The organism is Methylomarinum vadi, from assembly GCF_000733935.1.
Taxonomy (GTDB): Bacteria; Pseudomonadota; Gammaproteobacteria; order Methylococcales; family Methylomonadaceae; genus Methylomarinum; species Methylomarinum vadi.
This window is the reverse complement of the sequence record NZ_JPON01000001.1, coordinates 2,364,600-2,387,600: the sequence shown is the minus strand read 5'-3', so window position 1 is coordinate 2,387,600 and position 23,001 is coordinate 2,364,600. Positions and strand designations below refer to the sequence as shown.

Below are 23,001 nucleotides of genomic sequence, written 5' to 3'. Positions count from 1 at the left end.
AACATTACGGATCTTAACTTATGCTGAACCAGATAAAACTGTTTTTCGAGCAGCACATGGCGCTTCCGCCGGTGCAATCAGACGAACAAAACTTACATATCGCATGTGCGGCGCTGTTGATCGAAATGATGCACATCGATGACGAGTTGCAGTACGAAGAACAACAAACGATCGTCGCCAGACTGGAAGAGTTGTTTTCCTTGACGCGGGAACAAACCAGCGCCTTGCTGGAATTGGCCGAGCAGCAACGCAATGCCGCAACCGATTACTTTCAGTTCACCCATTTAATTAATCGGGAATTTTCCAGCGAACAGAAAATTCAGCTGATAGAGGCGCTATGGCGGGTCGCTTACGCCGATGAAAAGCTATGTATGTACGAAGAACACATGGTACGAAAGGTGGCTGACTTGCTACATGTCTCTCATCTCGATTACATCATGGCAAAAAACAGGGTTAAAGCCGAACTGGCGTAAGGCTGAGGATCGAACGTTACTTTGCTAGGGTCGATCTGTTTTAGTCTGTGTTTCAATGGCCTAAGGCGATTAATAGCAAAGTTTGCAAAACCTTCGCCAAAGGCGTTTTGGGCCGTGATTCGGCCGGTCACCGATCCTGTGTTTGTGTGTCAACTGATTTTCTTTTCGACGGAATGTAAATATAAACGAGCAGGACAATGAACGAGAGCGCCAGAATCGCCCAGGTATAGTTCTCCACATAAGCGACGATCATCAGCGATAACCCCAGAAAAACGCCGAGCAACTGAAACAACCAACCCGTGGTGACGCCGGTTTGAAAAATCGACAAAGCCAATATCAGCAATAAAATCATGCCGGTTGTTTCATTGTTGAAGCTGCCGATCTCTTCGAGAAAAAACGTCAGATAAACCGCGCCGAACAGGCCGATCCAATATTGTATCTGCTGCATTAGCAAGGTCATGAATTTTATGTTCTTATCCTTGGCGGACTGCCATTCGACAAATAAATTGCAGCCGTAAAAAATCGGAATCATCGCCAGCCAGTACCATTTACTCCAATAGCCGAAGGCATCGGTCATCCCTATGCCCAATAGGGAAAGGAGTAGCAGAAAAATCAAAATGTAGCCGTCGTAGCGAATGACTCTGATCTTGCTATGGAGAGATTGTTGAATGGTCAATAAACGGTCTTTTGAAAACATGGACATAACCTCATTGTGACGGTGAACCTTGCAAAACGACGCTTTTTCCCGACAAAAACAAAAACGGTTACTGCTCTGCAATTATGCCAAGGATTTAAGCATCATGTTCGAATGTATTTGCTTAAGCAGGAATCAAGCCATGAAAAAACTCCTCTTTTCCCTGTAAATCGCCAAGCGCAGAGGGAGATTGCCGGTTAATTGGGGTATATTCACCAATTGGATTTGGGGAATATCAACCAACGTTATCGGGCAAATGCTTCCCTACTGCTTTCCTGTCAACGGTTTTGCTTCTATTCAAAACGGGTTAAGCGAGTAATTGAAAGCGAAAACAAAGAGTTACGGGGTCGAGGCAGGCCGATGACATAATCGAGCCCGGATTTGCAAAAACTGTACAAGTTATGGAGCGATATTTGCTGATAATACAGAAAGGGGTAAAAATTCGATTGAGCCGGTGCGGTTTCGACAATGGGACAGCAGGTATCGTGGCCAAGGTTTAAATTGTTAATCCTCTAGTGAAGATAACATCATCCGTCAGCTGTGACAGTCAGCCCTCGCCATACTTGTTCCTGGGCGAGGGCCACCTTTTTCCAAAAGGCAAGCGAAAAGGCTTGCTAGGGTATTGCAATCGAACAGTGTTTTTTGGCCTTGCGGACTTGCACTCCAGGAAATACTGAATTAATCGGCATTTCCTTAGCTAAACTTGTCGTGAAAGGTAGATTGATTAATGGTCCTATAATGAAGAGCCGAGAACGCCATGAAATTTTATAAAGCAAGCGCTTTGTCCTTATTTCTCAAAGCCCTTCAACGAGCGTTCATTCCGCTTATCGCCCTGGCAATCGCTCTGCTACTACTGACAGTCCGGATGGATAATACGCTAAGGCTAGTGGGTTTCACCGTCTTCCTACCGGTCGTCATGCTGGGGCTTTTTGATGTGTTACAGAAAAAATCGGCGTTGCTGTGCAATTACCCCGTGGCAGCCCGCTTGCGTTGGTTTTTTTATGACCTAAGGCCTTTTTTCAGAGCCTATATCGTCGAAGACGATCAGGAGGGGAAGCCTTATAGTCTTGAGGCGCGCGAACTGGTCTATGCCCGGGCCCAAGGCAATATGAGCGCCCATCCATTCGGCACCGAATTGGATACCGATTCCTACGAATATCAGTGGATCACCCATTCGGTCTCGCCCGAGCCGAATCCCGATAGCAGTCCCCGCGTCTTGGTGGGCGGGCCGCAATGCTCGCGACCTTACAGCGCTTCGATCTTCAATATTTCGGCGATGAGTTTTGGTGCCTTGTCCGGGGCGGCAGTGAAGGCTTTGAACAAAGGGGCGCGTTTGGGCCGTTTTTATCAGGATACGGGAGAAGGCGGCATCAGCCCTCATCACTTGGCATATGGCGGCGATTTGGTTTGGGAATTGGGGTCAGGCTATTTCGGCTGCCGCGACGAAAAAGGGCGTTTCGATCCGGCTTTGTTCGCGGAAAATGCCAGCCATGAAGCCGTCAAGATGATCGAGATTAAATTGAGCCAAGGTGCCAAGCCGGGGCATGGCGGGCTGCTGCCGAAGACAAAGATTAGCGAGGAAATTGCCCGAACGCGCAAGATTAGCATGGGCCAGGATTGTATTTCCCCCCGTTCCCATGCCATGTTTTCCACCCCTCTCGAAATGCTTGAGTTTGCCGCGCAATTAAGAGAACTGGCGCAGGGCAAAGCCGTGGGCATCAAGCTCTGCGTCGGGCACATTCATGAAGTCATGGCCATCGTCAAAGCCATGCTCGAAGCGGAAATTTATCTCGACTATATCGTGGTCGACGGCGCCGAAGGCGGAACCGGCGCGGCGCCGCTGGAACTTTCCAACCATGTCGGCATGCCGTTACAGGAAGGACTGTTGGTGATGCGCAATGCCTTGGTCGGAACGGGGCTGAACAAGGTGGTTAAACTGGCCGCCGGCGGTAAGGTCTTTTCGGCCGTCGGCCTGGCCAAAAATTTAGCTATCGGCGCGGATTGGTGCAATGCGGCTCGGGCCTTCATGTTTTCCATCGGTTGCATTCAATCGCAGCGCTGCCATGAGGGGACCTGCCCGACCGGCATCACGACGCAGGATGGGTATAGACAACGCGGACTGATAGCCGAAGTCGCCGGTGCCAGGGCGGCGCGTTATCACCGGGAAACACTCGCAGCGTTGGCCGATATCGTCGCCGCGGCGGGCTTCAAACATCCGAAGGATTTACAGCCGCATCACCTTTATCACAGGCTGAGCGCAACAGAAGCCTATCCGGTGGATCAAATTTGGTGTTTTTTGTCGGAAAATGCCTTATTGGACGATCCTGACCGAACTCCATACGGACAATACTGGCGGGCGGCGACGCCCGCCAGCTTCTCCCCTGTGGGCGATCTTACTAACTCTGCCGCGGTTACCCCGAGATCGCCATGATGCTGTTAGCAGGCAATTGTCAAAATAAACGATGGTCCGGTCGCAAATGCCGCAAATGCCGCAAATGGATAAGGGAAAGGGAATGAAAGCAAAATACCTACAATTCAGTTTGCCGATCTGGATCCCTGTTTCTTTATTAGGGGCGTTATTGCTGATTTCGCTGATTATCCAGCTGCTGTTGGCTTGGCAGTCCCTGCAGAGAATCGAACCGGTTTCACGGCACATGGCCCACCTGGAGGATTTGCAGGCGGTGATCTCCGGCATGGAGGAAGGTCTGGCCAATTTGATGCCGGCGGATAAAACCCTGGATACGGCAACCAGGCGGCGCTTGCAACGAATGCTACAACAACTGTTGGAGAAAAATAATCATCTCGCCGCCACGACGCCGGACAACATCCGTGTGGCGCAACTGGCGCTGACCGATAATACATCCCATCCCAAAATGGTGTTGCTTAGCGTGCTCAATATCTTGAGAAAAACCTTCAGACAAGAAGCGTCGGCCCACCAAGTGTTGACCAATTCGGTGTCCGCGGCCGCCAAATTCGAGGTCGAGCTGGGCGTCATTATCATGATCGCCTTGCCGCTGGGCGCCGTCGCGACCTTGTATCTGATGCGGAAACGCATCTTCAATCCTTTGCAGCAAATGAGTTACCTGATGGAATTGTTGGGCAACCGGCAATATCAACAGGTGTCGCTACGCCAGGTCGATCCGGGTTTTAAACCCATCCTGGAAAATTACAATGCGATGGTGGTGCGCCTGTCCGAACTGGAAGATGAGCATTTGCAATATCAGCGTAACTTGGAACAACAGGTCGAACAGGCCGCGCGAACATTGATCGAATTGCAGCGGAACCTCGCTCATACCGAACATCTGGCCTCGCTGGGAGAAATTACCGCCCGGCTGGTGCATGAATTGCGCAATCCGTTGGCGGGCATCAAAATGGCCTGCATCAATCTGAAAAAGAAATTAACGAGCGGCGAGGTCAAGCCGGATTCGCTCGAGCGGATTGATTTGGTCATCAATGAAATAGACCGGATAATTTCGACTTTAAATCAGTTTCTGCAACAGGCTCATCACGACCCCGAGCCATTGCAAAATGTTCATATCGATAGCGCCATCAACGACCTGTTGACACTGGCCCGTTATCAAATCCCCAACACGATACAGTTGCAATATCACGGCAAGCGCGAATTGATTTGCCGCTTACCCGACGTGCAATTCCGTCAGGCGTTATTGAATCTGATATTAAACGCGCAGCAAGCGATGGGCGATTGCGCGGGCCAAATCGATATTCGCGCCGAATACCGGGACGATTTCTTGGTTATCAGCGTTTGCGATGAAGGCCCCGGTTTTTCCGCCGAATTTTTACACGACGGCATCCGGGAATTTGCCACGCGACGCAGCGATGGCACCGGTCTGGGCCTGGCCATGGTCAAGCGCTTTGTCCGTAACCACGAAGGCGACCTGATCATTCACAATCGCGAGCCTCACGGCGCCTGTGTCGAAATGAAACTTAACTGCTCCAATCTATCTCATGTCTGAAACTATCCTCATTATCGAAGACGAACAATTATTAGGCCGGGAATTGCGGGGTTATTATGTCGACCTCGGCTATGAAGCCGTGTGGGCGTCGACCTGCCAGGAAGCCAGGGAGACGCTAAAAAGCCCCGGTATGAAGCCGGCCGTCATTTTATCGGACTTGAACTTGCCGGACGGCAACGGTTTGGATTTGCTGGAAGAATTCCGCGCGATCGTGTCGGCCTGCGAATGGGTTTTTCTGACCGGCTATGGCGATGTTCCCGACTCGGTCCGTGCCTTGCGCCTGGGCGCGTTTGATTTTCTGACCAAGCCCTGCGAACAAGAGCATCTGGACATGGTCGTGCAGAGCGCCGTCCGTAGCGCGCAAGCGCAACGGCGTATTTTGACCGATTCCCTCAACGCCGGGAAACGCTATGCGCCGGAGTCTTATCTCGGCAGTAGCAACGTCGCGCGACAAACGGTGGAAATGCTGCGGCAACTCAGCCAGGTTCCTTATAGCGCGTTGATCCTCACGGGCGAAACCGGTTCCGGCAAAGGCCTTGCCGCGCGCATTCTGCATTACAACAGCCAGCGGTCGCGCGAACCGCTAGTTGAATTGAATTGCGCGGCCCTGCCCAAGGAATTAATGGAATCCGAATTATTCGGCCATGAGGCCGGGGCGTTCACCGGTGCCAAAAGCCGCCATCGCGGTTTGATCGAACAAGCTGATAAAGGCACCTTGTTTCTCGACGAGATCGGGGAGATGCCGTTGGATTTACAGGCCAAATTACTCAAGGTTTTGGAAGACCGCAAAGTTCGAAGGCTGGGCGGCGAGCAGGAAACTACTGTCGATATCCAAATTATCACCGCCACTAACCGCAATCTCCAGGACGAAATCAAGGCCGGTAATTTCCGCTCCGATCTCTATTATCGACTCAGCGTATTCGAAATCCGCCTGCCCAGCTTGCGGGAACGGATCGAGGATTTGCAAGATCTCGTCCCGAACCTGATCGCCGAATTCAATCTCAAGGCCGGAAAAAAAGTCACGCAAGTGTCATCTCAAGCCTGGGAGCGCATGAAAAACTATGCCTGGCCCGGCAATATCCGCGAATTGCGCAATGTCCTGGAACGTAGCGTCATTCTGTCGTCGACGGAGCAGTTGCCAGAACAATGGCTGCCGGCCGCCGGCAGCCATGCTGCGACGATGCCTATTGTTAACAATGCCGGTGCCATCGATGCGGAATTTTTCGGGCATGGCGGTGCAGACGAGAAACACAGTTTGGACTTGCAATTCCCGACCGACGGCAGTATGGGACTGGATGAGATGGAAAGCGAAATTGTCAGAAAAATGCTGGAGAAATACCACGGCAATGTCACCGAAGTGTCCCGGGTATTGAAAACCACCCGGGAAAAAATACGCTATCGTATCGGCAAATATCATTTGCGTTGAATATCAAAACGGAACAATGATGACCGATAGCGAAAGACACGGAGAAAAACAACGATGAACGCGATTCTGCTTCATACCATCACCGTATTCATGGGGTTTTTTGCGATCATGAACCCCATCGCCAATGTTCCCATATTCGTGAGCCTGACGGCGGACGACGATGAACGGACTACCAGAACCCTGGCATTGCGCTCGTTATTATTGGCCTTTGCGATCGTCTCCGTGTTTGCGATTGCCGGAAAATTGATCTTCGACATGTTCGGCATTTCGCTTCCCGCCTTGCGGATCACCGGCGGTATCGTGGTTTCGCTGATTGGTTTTCATATGCTGCAGGGAAATCAATCCAGCGTCCATCAACTCAAGGAAGAAGATCATCAGAAATGTTTGGAGGCGGAACTGAGCATCGCGGTCTCGCCGTTGGCAATGCCCATTCTGGCCGGTCCCGGAACGATCACCACGGCCATGAACTTTTCCGCCAGGGGCGGCATTTTGGAGATGATCCTGACTATTTCCTCGTTCGCAATCCTGTGCGTCATTACCTATGTTCTTTTTATTTTCGGCAAAAAATTCGTCGAATTCATCGGCGTTGGTGCATTAGGGGTGATTACCCGCTTGATGGGGTTGATTCTGGCCGTCATCGGTACCCAAATGGTCATCGAGGGGCTGCATGACGCGTTCAAATTTTAAGCTCAGGCACGGTAGGATTGGTTGCAGGTGTTATACTCAGACATTGGAATTGTCGAGATAGCGGTCGATATCGACCGCGTCGAGCTGTTGCGGTTTCAGGAAGCGTCGGCCGTAATCGAGATAGACGCCGCTGCGTAAAAACAATTCGAACACGTCGCGGTCGACATGCTGTTCCTGCACCATTCGATAAAGAATCTCGATCGCTTCGCTGACCGGCTTCGGTTCCTTGTAGGGGCGGTCGGCCGCCGTCAACGCTTCGAATATGTCGGCGACGGCCAAGATCCGTTCCGGAATCGATAATTGTTCCGCCGTCAGTTTCCTCGGATAACCGGTGCCGATCAATGTTTCGTGATGGGTCGAGGCGTATTTGGGGACTCGCGCCAATTCCTTCGGAAACGGCACGCTTTCCAGCATCTTGATCGTGCTGATCATGTGTTCGTTGATCTTGAAACGGTCCTCGGCCGTCAGTGTACCGCGGGATACGCTCAGGTTATAAAGTTCGCCGAGATTGTATAGCCGTTCGGGGATATCCATGCGGATACCGTATTCGGCGGGGAAGTCGGTATCGCGCAGGCGCTCGATGATATGTTCGGGCTTATCGCTCAATAATGTCTCGGTTGCCGGCAGCGGCGGCGGTTCCGATTTGAAACGCTCCAGTTCAGTTGTCGACAGGCCAGCGCGATCGTCGAAATGGCGCTGCCAGGTCAGCTTCGACAAAGCATGCAAGCGGGCGAGATCGGCCTCGGCCAAAGATTCGCCGCCGATATTGGTGCGGGCGATGAATTCGAAGTCATCGCGCAATTGCGATCGATTTTGCTCCAATTCGGCATACAGCCGTTTGCTTTGTTCCGGCGCGTTGATCGACTGCCTTAAGTACTCGATTTCGGCATCCCGCCATAACACTTCGAAGCGCATCCTGATTTCGTGAATCCGGTTATAAATCGTTTCCAACTTGGTTGCCTTGTCGACGACGTGTTCCGGCGTGGTGATTTTGCCGCAATCGTGCAGCCACGCCGCGATCCGGTATTCCCTAAGCTCATCGGCCGAATGAAAACGAAAACCCTGGAAAGGGCCGTTATCGGCCTGTTCCGCCGCTTTCGCAATCATCAACGCCAATTCCGGCACTCGGGCGCAATGGCCTGCCGTGTAAGGTGACTTGTCGTCGATCGCCTGGGCGATCAGGCGGATGATCGACTCCATCAATTCTTTCAGTTCATGCTCGTGCTGTTTGATGGCAAGCGCCATTTCCTTGATCGAAATTACCAGTTCGTGAATCTCGATGATGACGCTGTCGGTCAAGACCACGTCGTCGTATTTCCGGTTCTTGATCTTCTCGTTCTCGATGGCAAGACGCTTGATCGGCCGGACGATCGGCGAGGCGAACAGCCAAGAAACCGGCAGCAATAGCAATAATGCCGCACTGGTGATCAATAGCGACATTTTTACCTTATCCAGACTTTCCGCCAAGATATTTTCGGCGGGAATCACGGCGGCGAAATATTCCTTTTCCCCGGCAATAGCGCTCAGGCTGGTAATGAAAATAAAATAATCGCGGCCATTGATGACGCTACTCGTCAACTGGTTAAGCCGGCCCTGTTCTTGCCAGTTTAATAATTGCGGATACGGCACCGTCGACATCGTCTGTTGCGTCGCCAGCTCCTTGTCGCCGAACCATTTGTCGAACAGTGCTTGCCGTACCGGGGGAGAAAGTGCCTGCAGAGCTGAATTCAGAATTGCCAGCAGTTCGGACTGCTCCGGGTGAAGCACGAAATGCAATTCATCGGGCAACTGCAATTCTGCCATGTCGAGATTCTCATGAAACGACAAATCGTCGATGAAAAACTGCTTTGCCGTATAACGAAGAATTGCCGCCGAATCGAGTGTGGCGTAGGCTTGACCGGATACGACATCGAGCAATGCCTGGCGGGGCGACTCGACTTCCTTGATTTGAATAGCCGGAAAATGCTCGTGGAGCGCGTCGATGATCGACCAGCCTTGCGGAATCGCCAGTGTTTTGCCCGCCAACTGTTCGAATCGATGGATTTCGGCCTCGTTTGATCGGGTCACGATGGCATAAGGCAGTCTGAGAAAGGGTCGACTCATCATGCCCAGGCTTTCGTTGTCCGGGGTGCGAAAGACCGGCTGCAGAATGTCCAAGTCGCCATTTCTGAACATCTCCACCAACTCGGGCCAGGGGTAACCGTTGACGAATTCGACGCTCAATCCGGTCATTTCCGCCAACAGGCGGATCAGGTCCACGGCATAGCCTTTCGGTTCGCCGGAGACGGCATAATCGATCGGCGGCCAGTTCATTTCATTCGAAACGCGCAGTTTGCCCAGTTTTTTCAGAGTGGCTTGTTGCCGTTCGTTCAACAAAAACGGTTCGGCTTCCGGCACTTCGTCTTCAATTTCGCCGTCATCAAGATTACTGGCGATCATCTCGCCATTTTGTCGGTAAAGATAGATTTCGCCGTCGCCGCTGAGCGGCTGTTGCTTCAAATAGGCCGACAACGACGATAAGGTGATGTCGACGGCCAACACGGCGTCGGCCGAAGGTATCGCGATCGAATAGGTTTGCCCTGGCGTTTGCAACTGCTGGAACAAATAGGGCGGCGTTTTGTAAACCTGGCGCGCGTTTGCGTTGATGAACCAGGGGCGCTTGCTGGCGTCGAAATCGCTGGGCTCCTGCCTCGAAATGCGGAGATTGAACGCGTCGTCGAGGTAATCGAAGCGGCGTCTACGTTGTTTGCCTGTTCCCCTGACCGTGATCGCGACCCAGCGGTCTTCCTCTGCCGCCCTAAGCTCTGTCCGAATCAACGGATTGGTTTCCAGATTGACCAGCTCGTAAAAATCGCCGTTGGCGAAGCCGATATAAAGCGCGTAATAGATCGGGGTGGAGCGCATCACTTCGGCGAACACGTTTCTGGCGTTCGGATCGATCCAGCCGCCGGCAACCAGGCCCGGAAACTTCGCCAAAACTTGTGTCGTCTGCACGGCCTTGTCATCGATCGATAGCAGATACTGACCGGTGCCGGCGGCGGTCAATTGATGCCGCGACAAGGCCGCATCGATCGCCATCTTGCGGCTGAAATGATATTGGAGACTGATTGCGACGGCGACCGTAAACAAGGTGGCCAGGATAAACACGCTGACCACGGTCACGCGGATGGAAAAACGGAATTTCTTCTCGGCCTGCTTCGGCACCGTAACTCCTTTTCTTCGTTAAAGGGGACAGCCCTGAAACTATAAGACATTTCTGCTGCAATTGATATAAACCGAACAGTTCCTCGAGTTGGATGGCCCCGACCCCTTGCTCGACGCGTCATGGTTCAATCTGCTTTTCGGCCAGGCGAAGCAAACGCCCCGCTCGTTTCAGTGGCATGTTTTGTGCGATGTCGATTGAGATTAACCAAAACAGGAACTACTTCGATGCGTATAAAAAAGACACAGTTAGACCAGAGCCTGCAAAAGATCGACTGGAAAAAGTTGGTTGCGGTGGGAGTGCTCGTAGCGGCATCGCCCGGCGCTATACTATCGGCTCCTAATGCCCAAGCTTGTTTGAATGCAAGCGCGGATAGAATAGCCGAAATCTGCGGCGGGCCAGAAGCAATGCAGGGTTACGCAGTACCGGAACCGACTCCATTCGCACTTGTCAGCTTGGGAGTATTCGGTTTTTTCGCTTTAAAGCGGCTCAATAAACGGATATAAGCCGCCTGGTATTTATGACAGCCATTATTTCGATTGGCCGGCAAAAACCATTGTCACGGAGAGAACTGAGTTGATTGTTGCTCTTTATCCGCAATATGTCGCCAAACAATAATTGACTCAAACTGCCGTAAATTGTCAGAACAATTTGTTTTTAGCGAGAACGGAGCAAATTGACGGCAATGACTTTAAATGGCTCATTTTTTATTTAACCGTAACGAATTCGCCACGATCGACACCGAACTGAGCGCCATCGCCGCCGAGGCGATGGTGGGCGTCAATTTGCCGGCGACCGCGAACGGGATTGCCACCGCGTTGTAGGTGAAAGCCCAGAACAGGTTTTGCCGGATATTGCCCAGCGTTTCCCGGCTCAGCGCGATCGCATCCTCGACTCGGCCGATCTCGGCATTGTGCAGTATCAGGTCGGACGAGGCGATGGCGATATCGGCGCCGTGGCCGATGGCCAGGCTGAGATCGGCGGCGGCCAAGGCCGGGGCATCGTTGATGCCGTCGCCGACCATCGCGACACGGCGTCCTTGCCGCTGCAGTTCGCGAATTAAATACAGTTTTTTTGCCGGGTCGGCTTCCGCATGCCAGGTTGCAATGCCGACTTGACCGGCGATCGTCTTGGCCACCGCCTCGCTGTCGCCGGTGACCATCAGCGTTTCGATGCCCTGGTCTTGCAGCATTTGCACGACCCGTTCGGCGTCAGTCCTGAGCGGGTCGGTCAACCCGAACAAGGCGGCGGCTTGTCGATCGACCGCTAGATAGGTCACCGTTTTACCCTGTTGTCCCAATTTTTCCGCCGTGGCCCTCAAGGTATCGATCGCGACCTGGTGTTTCTGCATCCAACTGCGGTTGCCCAACAGGATTTGATGGCCGGCGACTTCGGCCCTAATCCCCTGGTCCGGCATGCTGTGGAAACGCGACGATTCCAATAATTCGATATGCGCTTGCTTGGCCCGGCGGACGACGGCGCGGCCGATATAGTGGGCCGAATTGAACTCGGCCGATGCGGCCAGTTGCACTAAACGATCGTCGTTGAAGTCGGAAACATTGAACAAATCGGTGATCGAGGCGTCCCCTTGCGTCAAGGTGCCGGTTTTATCGAAGATCACCAGATCGATCGCGGCGGCGGTTTCCAAGGCCTCGCCGTTGCGAATATAGATACCGCGACGCGCCGCGCGGCCGCTGCCGACCATGGTCGCTGCCGGCCCGGCCAGTCCCAGCGCGCAGGGACAGGAAATCAACAATACCGCGATGGCGTTGGCCAAGGCGTGGCCAGTGCTGGCCCCTTTCAGCAACCAGCCGCTGAAGGTGGCGAACGACAAGCCGACGATGCCCGGCACGAACAGCGCGGCGAAGCGGTCGGCCGTCGTCTGCATCGTCAGCTTGGAAGCCTGGGCCTGGTCGACCATGTGGATCAGACCCGACAACAGCGTGTCCTTGCCGATGGCCGTCGCTCGGACCTGTAACGCGCCGCTGAGATTCAGGCTGCCGTCGAAGACTCGATGTCCCGATTCCTTGATACTGGGTACGGAACTTCCCGTCACCGATGTTTCGTCGACGCCGGACAAGCCTTTGACGACGATGCCGTCGACCGGAATTCTTTCGCCCGAACGAATCAGCACGATGTCGCCGACGGCGATCCGGTCGGCACTGACCATTTCTTCATTTCCGTTGCGTAACAGTGTCGACTGCTGCGGTTGCAGATCGACCAAGCGACGGATGTCGCGCACCATCTTGTTTTTGGCGACTTCTTCCAGGTAACGGCCTAGCTTGACGAAATCGATGATCGCGGTGGCCGCGCCGAAATAGACATGGCGCTGCGGTCGCAATAAAGCCGGCAGGCTGTAAACGTATGTCGCGGCCACGCCCAACGCGATCAAGCTGTCCATGTTGGCCGAACCTTGTTTGGCGTGGTTCCAGGCTTTGTTGAAAATATCGCGCCCACCGACGAACACGACCGGCGCCGTCAGCAAGGCCTGTACCAGCAACAAGGGCCGCGAGCGGAGATTCAATAGGCCGAGCAACGCGACCGGAACGCTGAACACGGCCAGGGCCTTGAGCTGGTCGCGGGCCTGGCGTAGATGCCGTTGCTCCAGCTGCAGTGCCAGCTTTCGCTCGCTCAGCGAATCGATCGCATAGGCCTGGTAGCCGTTGGCGGCGATCAGGTCGCATAATTCTTCCCTGGACAAATAACTTTGTATGTGGGCGGTTTCCGCTAGGTAATTGACGTTGGCTTTGACGACATCGGGATGGCGCTGCAGCAACATCTCCAGATACAGCGAGCAAGAGGAGCAACTCATGCCGCCTATGCCCAACAGGACGTTCTGTTGCGACTTTCGGGGATGACGGTTTTTACGCCGTATGGCCCGGATGCCGGCGCGGGGTTTGCGGCCGAGATTGTCGATGACCGAATCGAGCAGGCGCAATAGATTGTCGGCCGGTAAAAGCTTCGGGTCGAAATGAATCGTGACGGAGGCGATGTCGGGGACGACCTTGACCTTGGTAATGCCTTCGCGCTTGTTGAGCAGGATGGCCAGCACATGAATCCGTTCCGGGTCCCGGCGCAAGGCCGGCGCGACGATGCGCAGGCGGCGAGTAAGACGGTGGGCGATCGAGAAATTCCTGTAATCGACTGGGTTCATGTCATTGCTCCTCGAAGACGTCATAGGTTTGCATGCCGCCGGACAAGTTTTTCACCTGAAAACCGTGCTGCTGCAGGATACGCGTCGCGTTGTAGGCGCGCAAGCCGACGCCGCAGACCACCCAAACCTCCCGCTCCCGCGACAGTTCATCAAGGCGTTCGCGCAACGAATCCAGCGGAATATTCAGCGCCCCCGGAATATGCTTGCGCTCGAATTCCGCTGCGGTGCGCACGTCGACTAGCTGCGCCCGGCTGTAGGGGTCGTCCAGAATCAGCGTCAACAGGCGCTCGGCTTCGTCCTGGTCGGCATTGTCGTCGACCACCTGTATATGGCTGTCGAATAGCTCCTCCCAGCGCGCCAACGGATGGTTGCCGCGTAAGTGGTTGGCCGCGATCATGCCGGCCAGATTGACCGGGTCCTTGGTCGCGCCGAATTGCGGCGCATAACACAGTTCGGCTTCCTCCAGATCATAAACCGTTCCCCCCATCTGAATAAAGGCCGCGATCACATCGATGCGTCGGGCCACGCCCGACTCGCCCAAGGCCTGGGCGCCTAGAATCGTCCCGTCACGGCTGTCGTAAAGCAGTTTGATGCGGATCGGTTTGGCGCCGGGATAGTAACCGACATGATTGCCGGGATGCAGGTAGACTTTTTCATAGTCGTTCATACCGGCCGCTCGCAATTGTTTTTCATTGACGCCGGTGGCGGCGACGGTCAGGCCGAACAAACCGCAAACCGAAGTGCCCTGCACGCCGCGGTAGGTCGTTTCGGCGGCCGCGCCGGCCTGTTCGCGTCCGGCGATATGGGCCGCCGCCAGACGCCCTTGGCGGTTGGCCGGGCCGGCCAGCGGGAACAATTGCCATTCGCCGGTGATGACGTTGCGCACTTCGACCGCGTCGCCGACCGCCCAGATGGCGGGATCGCTGCTGCGCATCGTGTCATCGACGCGGATGCCGCCCAATTCGCCGATTTCCAGGCCGGCCTGGCGGGCCAGCTCGGCGCGCGGTTTGACTCCGACCGAGATCATCACCGCATCGGTCGCCAGCGTCCAGCCGTCCTGTAGGCGCACCGTCAAGGATTGATCGGGATTTTGTAAAATTGCCTGCGCGCTGCAGTTCAGGCGGCACTCGATACCGTGCCGGCCGATATGCTGTTCGACATAGCGGGCCATTTCCTTGTCCAAGGTTGGCATCAGCTGGCCGGAAGATTGCAGCACGGTCACATCCAAGCCGCGCTTCTTCAGGTTTTCCGCCAACTCCAGTCCGAGATAGCCGCCGCCCATCACCACGGCATGGCGCATGTTGTCCAATTCTGCGCGGATCTTGCGGCTGTCGGGAATCGTGCGCAGCGCATAGACGCCGGGCAGGTCGGCGCCTTCAATGTCCGGCCACAGCGCGGCGGCGCCGGTGGCCAGCACCAAGGCGTCGTAGTTCTCGACCCGGCTGGCGCCGTTGCTCAAATCCTTGACGACGATGGATTTGGCCTTCCGGTCGATCTCAGTCACTTCGGAATCGGTGCAGACCTGAATATTGAAGCGCTTGCGGAAAAGCTCCGGCGTCGCTACCAGCAGCTTGTCTTCCTCGACGATGACATCGCCGATGAAATAGGGCAGTCCGCAGTTGGCGAAGGAGACATAAGAGCCCATTTCATAGATGACGATTTCGCAATGTTCGCACAGGCGCCGCAGTCGCGCCGCACAACTGGCCCCGCCGGCGACACCGCCGACGATCAGAATGCGTTTGTTTGTCATGACCGTCCTCCCGTTTTTATTGTTAGTATTCCACCGAGGCCCGCCGATGAAATGGCGCGCTATCGTTTGCCGACACGGCTCGGCGACAGGCCGAAATATTTCGTGAATGCCGCGCTAAAATTGCTGGCATGACGGTAGCCGACTCGGTTGGCGACGCTGTCGACAGGATAGCGCCCGCTTGCCAGCAATCGCCAGGCGTTTTTCATTCTAATCTCGTGCAATACGCCGTAAGGGGTATTATTGAAGTAATGATGAAACAATTGCTTCAGTTTCAGCTGATTGGTTCCGACCCGTCGCGCCAGTTGGGCGACTGTAGGCGGATCGCGGAATTCCTGCGCCAAGATGTCCCGTGCCTGTTCGGCCTTGTCCCGGTCCCCGCGCAAATACTTCTTTACGGCCGGCTCGCTTTCCCGCAGCAAGCGGTCGAGTTCGTCCGCGACCGTGGCGATAGCGATGCCGCGCATGAAGGCGGGTTTCAATTCGGCCTGTAGCCGGCAATGGCTTAATTGGCGCGCGGCCATGACGGCGAAGTTGGACATGGGGTGGCGACTGACCAAGCGCATACCGGTCCGGCGAAACAGCCGGTCGATAAGGTGGTCGCCGAACTGTTGTTCCAGGAAGGTTTTCGACAACGAGAGTCGCAGCTGCCGCGAACACTGCTCGGCCTGATACTGCCGCTTCCCGCTAGTGGCGGAAAACGTCGTAATCGTCGTGTAACCGGATGCAAAGAGCAATTCGCCTCCGCCATCGTTGAAAAAGCTGGAACAACCTTGCAAGCCGAAGGTAACGACCATGCGCGGTTCATCGGCATCGGTACGATTCAAGACGGCAAGATTCTTAACCGGACTGTAATCGGTTTCAATATAGGCCATTTCCTCGTCCAGGCGATAGATTTTCGACTGACCGCGACCAATTTCAAGCGGAAGAGATTGCTGCCAACAGCCTTGATCGGAAAGGTAGCGTATGGGTAAGTCGTCGCTAGCGATAGTAAAAGGGGCCATGTGACATCGCCAAAATTCAATAGGAAGATTAATTTAAGCAAATAATACGCCTGACTCGATTCTCTAGCCACAGCTGGCCATGCGGGGCAGAGGTCCCTCACTTCTTAATAAAACTATGTTATTTAACGCGGTCGCTGATGCGGCGTTATTCGCCCGCGAGAGAGAAAATGTCTAAAGGGATGCGATGGCTGGCCATGTGCTCTTGCCGGTAAGTACTGCGTTCTTGGCGTAAACACTCCAACAGGTTTTTCATCGGAACGGTCAGGGTGTTGTTGTCCGCTAAATGTTGCAGGTAAACTACAGCCTGGCTTTGCAGGTCGAAGCCGTCGCGGTTGGCTTGGCGGCTGCGCAGACAGGTGCGCCAGACGTTTTCGGCAGGGCCCATCCAGTAATCGGCATGAGGCATCGTCAAGGCGATTTCAAGGCCTTCCGGGTCCATGTCGCCGAACACGATGACGGTTTTTTCGGCGCCGAAACGGGTGAGGAATTGGCGGCAGATGTCCGCTTTCGCGCCGGTTTTATGATCGCCGCGATAGACCCACAAGGCGCTTTGCGCCCGAGGCGGCAGTTGCAAGGCGGGGCCAACCGACATTATGGCCAGGTTTTCGACGACCACGATAACCTCATGCTCGACCGTTTCTATTCCATTGTTCAGGCAAAACAGCCCGGCTGACGGTATTTGCTGCGATTGCAGATCGACGAGCCGGCCATTCAGGCGCAGCTTGCCGTCCGGGCCGTTCAGCAACAGATGATCATGGCTGGCCGGCTTGGCCGCGAGCTTTTCGTTGCCATGATATTTCGCCATCGCGATACGGTCGTCGGGCAATTCGGGGGTCGTGAACGGGTCCAGGCCCAGTTCGTCCTTGACCCGCCGTCGTAGCGTCAGTTTGTCCCGAGGCGTGAAAACCAAACGGTTCTTGGCCTCATGACCGCAGTGATAGCGTTCCAGCACCGACTTTCCCTGAGCACTTACGCGACGCTCCGTGGTTTGGGTCGGTTTATCGGTGACCAGTTCGCTGATCCATTTGAATAGCTGGCGGTTCATCTTATCCCACCCGCTGCAGCAGGATTTCGTCGATGACCTGGTTGCCGTTGAAGCCGGCCAAGCAATCGCCTTGCAGTTCCAGCGCAATGGCCCGGCGCATGCGCTGCGGCAGACAACAATATTGCGCGAACACCATGTCCAGCCAGAGCGCCGCCTTGACCTGCAAGCGCTGGTCGCGCCAATAATGCAAGGCCGACATTTTGCGTCCTTGCCGTTCCAGGGTATGTGCGAACAAGGTTTCGATGTGGGTTTCATACAGGTCTTGATCGTATTCGATGGGTTCCGGCTGTTGCGTGTCCACAGGCGTGGCCGCGCCGTCCCGGCTCAACGGGGCGACGGGTTTTGATTGGCGTCTCAGTTCCTGAACGATCGCGGCGAAGTCGCTCTGCAACGCCGGGTTGGCGGTGTTGAGACCGGATTGCAGTTTCAGGCCGGGCTCGCGTCTTAACAGTTTGGGAACTTCCGCCTCCTCGCTCCATTCGAGCGGCTCCCATTCCGGGTGCTGGCGCAGAAACTGGGCCATCGCCCGGGCGCGGTTGGCGGTTTGTTCCTGCAGGCGCAATTTGAACAGCAGCGTCTTCATGCGATCGACGATGCTGCCGAGCCGCTCGACGATACTCTTGTACTGGTCGATGAAGCGGATGATCTTGCGACTCAACTCGGTCGGAATCGCGGCCCAGTTCAGCCATTCGTAACAATCGTTCAGATTGACCTGGTTCAGTTCCCGCACCAGGCGTTGGGCATAGGCCAGCGCCCGCTGGTTTTGCCGGATCTTGCTGTTCAGCGAGGCGACGAAGCCGAATTGGCTGGTGATCGCCGCGAACATGACCGTCAGGCTGTGCTCCAACGATTCCAACGCTTCGTACAGGGTGTCGTCGATTTGCTCGAGATGATAATGGGCTTCTTCCTGCTCGTTGCGCTCCAGCGCGCGGCGGTAGTCTTCGATGTCCTCCTCGACGCTCAGGATCATCTTGGCCATGTCGATATTCTGCTGATAACGTTGGTTGCGCAGCAACAATCGGTCGATCAGTCGCTTGATATCGCCGGTCAGACGGTATTCGTCGCTGAAATCGGCGGTACGCAGGATGCCGGATTTCTTCAGGCCGTCGATCGCGTTGCGGTTGTCCTCGTCGACGAACACCGTGCCGTCGATGTAGGTCTGGGCCAGCAGTCGATCGGCGCTCGCCAGTTTGCGGATCAGGCCGGCGATTTGCTCTTGATCGAAACTCATAGGAACAGTTCCTGTTGCTCGCCGTCATCGCGGTTGGCGTTATGCTGGTCCAGCTCCAACGCTTCGGCGTCGTTGAGAAAGGCGATGACCCGGTGCAGATAATTGATCTTGCCGGTGGCGATGTACAGCGAGCCTTGCGCATTGGGTTTGACCAGGTAACCGCATTGCTCCAGTTTCTGCAACACCCACAGCAATTGCTCGGAGACATTGGTTTTATTGGTTTTGAACAGGCTCAGCCGGGTCAGCCTATTGAGCTGTTCCGTCAGCGACGGTTCGTGTTCGATTGCCAGCAACAATCGATGCAGACGGATTTCGTCGCGGGCCCGGATCGGCATGTCCTGGCCCAGCGCGGTCATGACCATGTCCATCCATTCGACGACCGGGCGCAGTTGCGAGCGGATTTCGGCGAACGCCTCGCGGATGGCGCCGCGATTGCCGTCGTCGACCACGGTGTAGGCGGCATAGAACAATTCGTCGTCCAGGCTGCACAATTCCCGTTCCAGCGGTTCGAGGTAGGCGTTCACCTTGTCCGCATTTGGCGCTTGCGACAAATAGTCGAAGGCGTCGGGGAATGCGGTCGGGCAAATGAACTGGCCGCCGAGCAAGGTTTCGATGACCGACTTAAACATGGGCATCCTCCTGCTTCGGTAAGGCGGTTAATAATTGTTCGAGTTTGCTTTGCGGCAGCTCGACTTCATGCAGTTTTTGTTGACTCAACAGATAGCGCCGCCTGAACAAGCCGAGCACATGACGGTCGGCGGTCGGCGTGGCCGACAGAATATGGATGTTTTGTTTCTCCAGTAGCTGCATCATCGCCTCGATATTTTCCGGCGCCAGATCGCCCAGCTCGTCGATAGGCCAGCAAACCACGGTCGGGTTCTGTTTCCGCAACATCGACGTGACGCCGGTGAAGAATGTGATCAAGGCCAGATAGGACAGGCCGGTGGAGCTGACGTCCTTAAGTTCCCTGGCGTTCCGGGCGTGCTTGAGCTGGCCGTTTTCGTGAATGCTGAATTCGATGTCGAACAACGACAAATGTTTGATCTTGACGCCGGCCGAAGGCAGCAGCGCGGTCAGTTCGCCCATCGCCTGCACCAGCGCCTCGGGTATATCGTCGTGCAGGCCCAGATCGGCATTGTCGCGATACTGGCCGTAATGGTCGCCGAACTTTTTCAGGGCCTGCCAGTATTCCAGGTCGCTCATCTTGGAGCGGACGTTGACGGTGATATCGCCCAGCGCGGCGAAATAGCGTTCCTCGCTGACATATTTGGACAGTTCGGTGCCGGTGGCTTTGATCGCGCGGTCGAAATTATGCAGATGCTGGTAAAAGGTGTTGACGCCGGAGGCGTGCAACTCGATTTGTTGGGCGGTGGCCTGCTTGACGTGTTCGATCATTTGCAGAATATCGCGTAAAGGTTGTTCGATCTCCAAGGCTTCGGCCTGAAAGAAGGGGCTTTGCTGCGAGGAAGCGTCCAAGGCTTGTTGCCAGGCCTCCGCCAACTGGCTGCGGTGATGCTTGAGAAATAGCTGCACCAGCGTCTGCTTGCCGCTATGTATAACTTGTTCATGGCGTTTGCGCTCTTTGATAGAGTCCTGGCTCAATTGCGGCAATGTGCCAGGAGCATAGTGGGGCTGGCCTTCTTCCCGTACCGGCGGGTTGTTTTTCAACTGTTCCAGGCAGTTTTCCAGTTGATTCGACAAGCTGCGATTTTTCTTCAGTTGTTCTTCCTGGATGCCGATTTGCTGGTTCAGTTGGAGACGATGACGTTTGAAGTCTTGCTTCAGCTGGCTTATCTCCGTCTCCACGTGTTGGATTTTGCTCTGGCAGGTATCTCTGTCCCGGCAAAGTCCTGGATGCTGATTCCAGCGTTTTTTCAACCAGTCCCGGTATTCCCGGTCTTTTTGCTGAAAGCTGCGCGCTTGCCTTTCCAGGCGCTTGGCTTCGTCGCGTTGTTCGGCCAGCTTGACGATGGTATCGTCGGCGCCGCTGCTTTGCAGGTCGCTTTTCAATTGCTGCGAGATGCGCGTTTGTTCTTGCTTGAAATGGGCTTTGTCCGCGGCGATTTGCTCGCTAATCGTCGCGGCCAGGTTGTCGCCGTCCGATTCGATAATGCCTTTGCGGGCCAGGAGTTCGTTTTGCAGGTTTTGCAGGGCCTCGCGGTGTTCGCCGCTAATCCTGTCTATCGTGTGTTGGCAGGTCGCTATCTCGGCGGACAGGCGTTCGCTGTCCTGTCGTATGCGTTGACGGGCTTTTTCCGTTTCCACCTTGATCTGGTCGGCCAGCGCATCGGCCTCGTCTTGCAGGGTTTGTTCGAGCTTCTTGGCGCGTTCGAGGCGTTGTTTCTCCTTGTCCATGGCCGCCTTGGCGTGCTCGCGCAGTTTGTTGGCCGCGTGCAGGCTGGCTTCGAGCTTTTCGCATTCCGTAGCGAGGTCGTCCAGCTGCTCGAACAAGGCCTTTTCTTGTTGTTCCAGCTTGAGTTTGTCCGAGGTCAGATAGCTGCGCTCGGCCAGCTTATCGAGATTGATGCCGAGGCCGTAAAAATCCTTGTTCGCGCCGTCGCTCCAGTGCGGTTCGAGTTCGGTATGGTCCAGCAAGTCCGGTGCGATGACGCGGCCGATGGTTTGTTGCCAGCCTTCGGCTTCCTGGTCCAGGTAATGTTGCAGCGAGCCGGGATCGGGGCTCAGACGTTTAAGGCATTGCTCGTGGCGTTGCTGTACCTGTATTCGTTCCGTCTTTTTCTGTTGCAATTGGCGCTCGATCTGCTGATAGTTACCGAGGGCGTTTTGATGGTCGTTTTGCGCATCGGCCTGCGCCTGATAGGCCGATTTGGTCTCTCTGCCGGCTTCATCCAGCGCTTGCCGGTTTTTGCATTGTTGTTCGGTGAGGGCTTCGGGAATCTGCGGGTGTTGCAGGCGGTTTTTCGTCACCTCGAATTCGGTCGACAAGCGCGTTTTCTGCTCGTTGAGTGGAGTGATTCTGTCGTCCTTGTCCTGCTGCAATCGTTCCTTGCGCTGCTGGAACTCCGCTTCGCATTCGCGCAGGTTTTTCTCCTGCTCGAATTTCGCTTCGGTGAGTTGCTGCTGGTAGGTTTTGAGTTGGCTGTCGTGCCGGTGTTTTAATTCATTTAGGCGTTGCTCGTAATGGCGTTTGATTTCCTGGGTCTTGCTTTCCAGCGCGTCGATCTCTTCCTGAATATTACGTTGCCGTTCGGCGTATTCGTCGGCGAGCGACGCCTCGAACGCAAAGCTTTCCGCGTCTTGCTGTTCGTAAGCGAGTTTTTGTTCCTCCAGGCTTTCGATCTGGTATTTCAGTTCGTTGAACTGTTCCTTGTATTTGATCAGCTCGTCGTTTTTCGGCTCCAAGTCCCGGTCGTATTGCTGTTGCAGCTGCTCGCGCTGTTGCGCTAGGTCTTTCAGGGTTTGCGTGAGCGTTTTGTCTAGCTGTTGGCAATGCTTGTACTGGTCCAGCGTTAGAAAATGCAGATGCGATAAGGTCTTCAGCGTCTCCTTCAATGCCGTGATTGTGCCGAGTAAATCGTCGAAATAATCGCGTTTGGCCTCGATTTCGCGGGCCGCGGTCAAATCGGCAAGCCAGGCGTCGATATGCTGTTTGTTGAGTTGAAAAGGTTGCTGCTCGTCTTCCTGTTGCAGAAAGGTATGGCTGAGCTTGTTACGCGAAATGTCGATTAGCATTTGTTTGATGACGTCAAAATCGCCGATTTTTTCGATCACCGAGCCGATCACTTTTTCGATATGGGTAAGCGGCGCGGACCCCATCGCGAAGCGTTGCTGCAAGGGCCGCAGCCACTTTTTACCGCTGCTGACGCGATGGCATTGGATGATGCTGCAATAGTCGTCGACCGCGACGAATTTGGAGATTTCCGCCGTGCTTCGATAGAGCCGCTCGACACTTTGGCTGTCGCGGGGAAAACCGTTCTCGGCAATGTAATATTCCTGGTCGTATGGGGCGTCGATGAATTTGTATTTGGCTCCGCGGCCGTCGCTTTGCACCATGACATGGCAGACCTGGCCGTAGGGACGTTGGTATTCATAGACCAAATAACTGCTGGCGCGCGGCAGGTAATAGTCGAGAAAGCCTTTCTTGCTGCCGCTGCCGGAGACGATATTGCTGGGCCGTTCGCCCCAGAACAATTGCATCAGTCGTAAGAAAGTGGTCTTGCCGGCGCCGTTGGTGCCGCCCAGGTTGGTGTGGCCGTCCAGTTTCAGCAAAACGGTTTTGCCGGGCCAGAAGCTGTCTATCAGGATGATCTTCTTCAGTTGATAGTGATCGGACATTTTTTTCCTTAAATGACTAATTTCCAGAGTAAGAGAGAGACGTTGAAACGGATGAACCGTAAAATGTT

14 protein-coding genes are annotated in these 23,001 nt (G+C 54.8%); 5 read left to right on the top strand and 9 right to left on the bottom strand.

The annotated features are described in order from the left end of the window. The first annotated feature begins 20 nt into the window (after window positions 1–20). Window positions 21–473, top strand: coding sequence for a tellurite resistance TerB family protein (locus EP25_RS0111885; protein ID WP_031434094.1), 453 nt, complete (start codon window positions 21–23; stop codon window positions 471–473). A gap of 127 nt (window positions 474–600) precedes the next feature. Here the strand turns inward: EP25_RS0111885 and EP25_RS0111880 are convergent, their stop codons facing one another. After that, on the bottom strand, window positions 601–1,170 hold the full coding sequence (locus tag EP25_RS0111880; RefSeq protein WP_031434093.1) for a hypothetical protein: 570 nt from the start codon (window positions 1,168–1,170) through the stop codon (window positions 601–603). A 754-nt stretch (window positions 1,171–1,924) separates the two neighbouring features. Here EP25_RS0111880 and EP25_RS0111875 point away from each other — a divergent pair. From EP25_RS0111875 to EP25_RS0111860, 4 genes are all read left to right on the top strand, one after another. Further along, window positions 1,925–3,598: an FMN-binding glutamate synthase family protein gene (locus tag EP25_RS0111875; protein WP_051906613.1), complete on the top strand. Its 1,674-nt coding sequence runs from the start codon at window positions 1,925–1,927 to the stop codon at window positions 3,596–3,598. A gap of 82 nt (window positions 3,599–3,680) precedes the next feature. Continuing rightward, window positions 3,681–5,141 carry a sensor histidine kinase gene (locus tag EP25_RS0111870; RefSeq protein ID WP_031434091.1) on the top strand — a complete coding sequence of 487 codons (1,461 nt, stop codon included), beginning with the start codon at window positions 3,681–3,683 and terminating at the stop codon, window positions 5,139–5,141. Beyond that, entirely contained in the window at window positions 5,134–6,567 is a 1,434-nt protein-coding gene (locus EP25_RS0111865) for a sigma-54-dependent transcriptional regulator (protein WP_031434090.1), read from the top strand. Before EP25_RS0111870 ends, EP25_RS0111865 begins: the two co-directional genes overlap by 8 nt. 54 nt (window positions 6,568–6,621) lie before the next feature. After that, window positions 6,622–7,254, top strand: coding sequence for a MarC family protein (locus tag EP25_RS0111860; protein WP_031434089.1), 633 nt, complete (start codon window positions 6,622–6,624; stop codon window positions 7,252–7,254). A 36-nt stretch (window positions 7,255–7,290) separates the two neighbouring features. On the opposite strand, the gene EP25_RS0111855 is transcribed toward EP25_RS0111860, so the two are convergent. The 8 genes from EP25_RS0111855 to EP25_RS0111815 all read right to left on the bottom strand — a co-directional run bounded on the left by EP25_RS0111855 (window position 7,291) and on the right by EP25_RS0111815 (window position 22,933). After that, entirely contained in the window at window positions 7,291–10,458 is a 3,168-nt protein-coding gene (locus tag EP25_RS0111855; protein ID WP_031434088.1) for an HD domain-containing phosphohydrolase, read from the bottom strand. A 698-nt stretch (window positions 10,459–11,156) separates the two neighbouring features. Next, window positions 11,157–13,610 carry a heavy metal translocating P-type ATPase gene (locus EP25_RS0111845; RefSeq protein ID WP_031434086.1) on the bottom strand — a complete coding sequence of 818 codons (2,454 nt, stop codon included), beginning with the start codon at window positions 13,608–13,610 and terminating at the stop codon, window positions 11,157–11,159. 1 nt (window position 13,611) lies between these two features. Continuing rightward, the gene (locus EP25_RS0111840) at window positions 13,612–15,360 is read right to left on the bottom strand and encodes an FAD-dependent oxidoreductase (RefSeq protein WP_031434085.1); all 1,749 of its coding nucleotides are present in this window, start codon (window positions 15,358–15,360) and stop codon (window positions 13,612–13,614) included. Between the two features lie 59 nt (window positions 15,361–15,419). After that, window positions 15,420–16,361 carry a helix-turn-helix domain-containing protein gene (locus EP25_RS0111835; protein ID WP_031434084.1) on the bottom strand — a complete coding sequence of 314 codons (942 nt, stop codon included), beginning with the start codon at window positions 16,359–16,361 and terminating at the stop codon, window positions 15,420–15,422. A 145-nt stretch (window positions 16,362–16,506) separates the two neighbouring features. Next, entirely contained in the window at window positions 16,507–17,406 is a 900-nt protein-coding gene (locus tag EP25_RS0111830; protein ID WP_031434083.1) for a DUF7281 domain-containing protein, read from the bottom strand. 1 nt (window position 17,407) lies between these two features. After that, complete coding sequence (locus EP25_RS0111825) at window positions 17,408–18,637, bottom strand: hypothetical protein (protein WP_031434082.1); 1,230 nt, start codon at window positions 18,635–18,637, stop codon at window positions 17,408–17,410. Further along, on the bottom strand, window positions 18,634–19,266 hold the full coding sequence (locus tag EP25_RS0111820) for a hypothetical protein (protein ID WP_031434081.1): 633 nt from the start codon (window positions 19,264–19,266) through the stop codon (window positions 18,634–18,636). The genes EP25_RS0111825 and EP25_RS0111820 overlap by 4 nt, the downstream gene beginning before the upstream one ends. Further along, complete coding sequence (locus EP25_RS0111815) at window positions 19,259–22,933, bottom strand: ATP-binding protein (RefSeq protein ID WP_031434080.1); 3,675 nt, start codon at window positions 22,931–22,933, stop codon at window positions 19,259–19,261. Before EP25_RS0111815 ends, EP25_RS0111820 begins: the two co-directional genes overlap by 8 nt. Window positions 22,934–23,001 lie beyond the last annotated feature (68 nt).

Bases quoted from the DNA above. Each gene is read 5' to 3' on its own strand.
- EP25_RS0111885 (WP_031434094.1), top strand. From the start codon at position 21: ATGCTGAACCAGATAAAACTGTTTTTCGAGCAGCACATGGCGCTTCCG.
- EP25_RS0111880 (WP_031434093.1), bottom strand. From the start codon at position 1,170: ATGTTTTCAAAAGACCGTTTATTGACCATTCAACAATCTCTCCATAGC.
- EP25_RS0111875 (WP_051906613.1), top strand. From the start codon at position 1,925: ATGAAATTTTATAAAGCAAGCGCTTTGTCCTTATTTCTCAAAGCCCTT.
- EP25_RS0111870 (WP_031434091.1), top strand. From the start codon at position 3,681: ATGAAAGCAAAATACCTACAATTCAGTTTGCCGATCTGGATCCCTGTT.
- EP25_RS0111865 (WP_031434090.1), top strand. From the start codon at position 5,134: ATGTCTGAAACTATCCTCATTATCGAAGACGAACAATTATTAGGCCGG.
- EP25_RS0111860 (WP_031434089.1), top strand. From the start codon at position 6,622: ATGAACGCGATTCTGCTTCATACCATCACCGTATTCATGGGGTTTTTT.
- EP25_RS0111845 (WP_031434086.1), bottom strand. From the start codon at position 13,610: ATGAACCCAGTCGATTACAGGAATTTCTCGATCGCCCACCGTCTTACT.
- EP25_RS0111840 (WP_031434085.1), bottom strand. From the start codon at position 15,360: ATGACAAACAAACGCATTCTGATCGTCGGCGGTGTCGCCGGCGGGGCC.
- EP25_RS0111835 (WP_031434084.1), bottom strand. From the start codon at position 16,361: ATGGCCCCTTTTACTATCGCTAGCGACGACTTACCCATACGCTACCTT.
- EP25_RS0111830 (WP_031434083.1), bottom strand. From the start codon at position 17,406: ATGAACCGCCAGCTATTCAAATGGATCAGCGAACTGGTCACCGATAAA.
- EP25_RS0111825 (WP_031434082.1), bottom strand. From the start codon at position 18,637: ATGAGTTTCGATCAAGAGCAAATCGCCGGCCTGATCCGCAAACTGGCG.
- EP25_RS0111820 (WP_031434081.1), bottom strand. From the start codon at position 19,266: ATGTTTAAGTCGGTCATCGAAACCTTGCTCGGCGGCCAGTTCATTTGC.
- EP25_RS0111815 (WP_031434080.1), bottom strand. From the start codon at position 22,933: ATGTCCGATCACTATCAACTGAAGAAGATCATCCTGATAGACAGCTTC.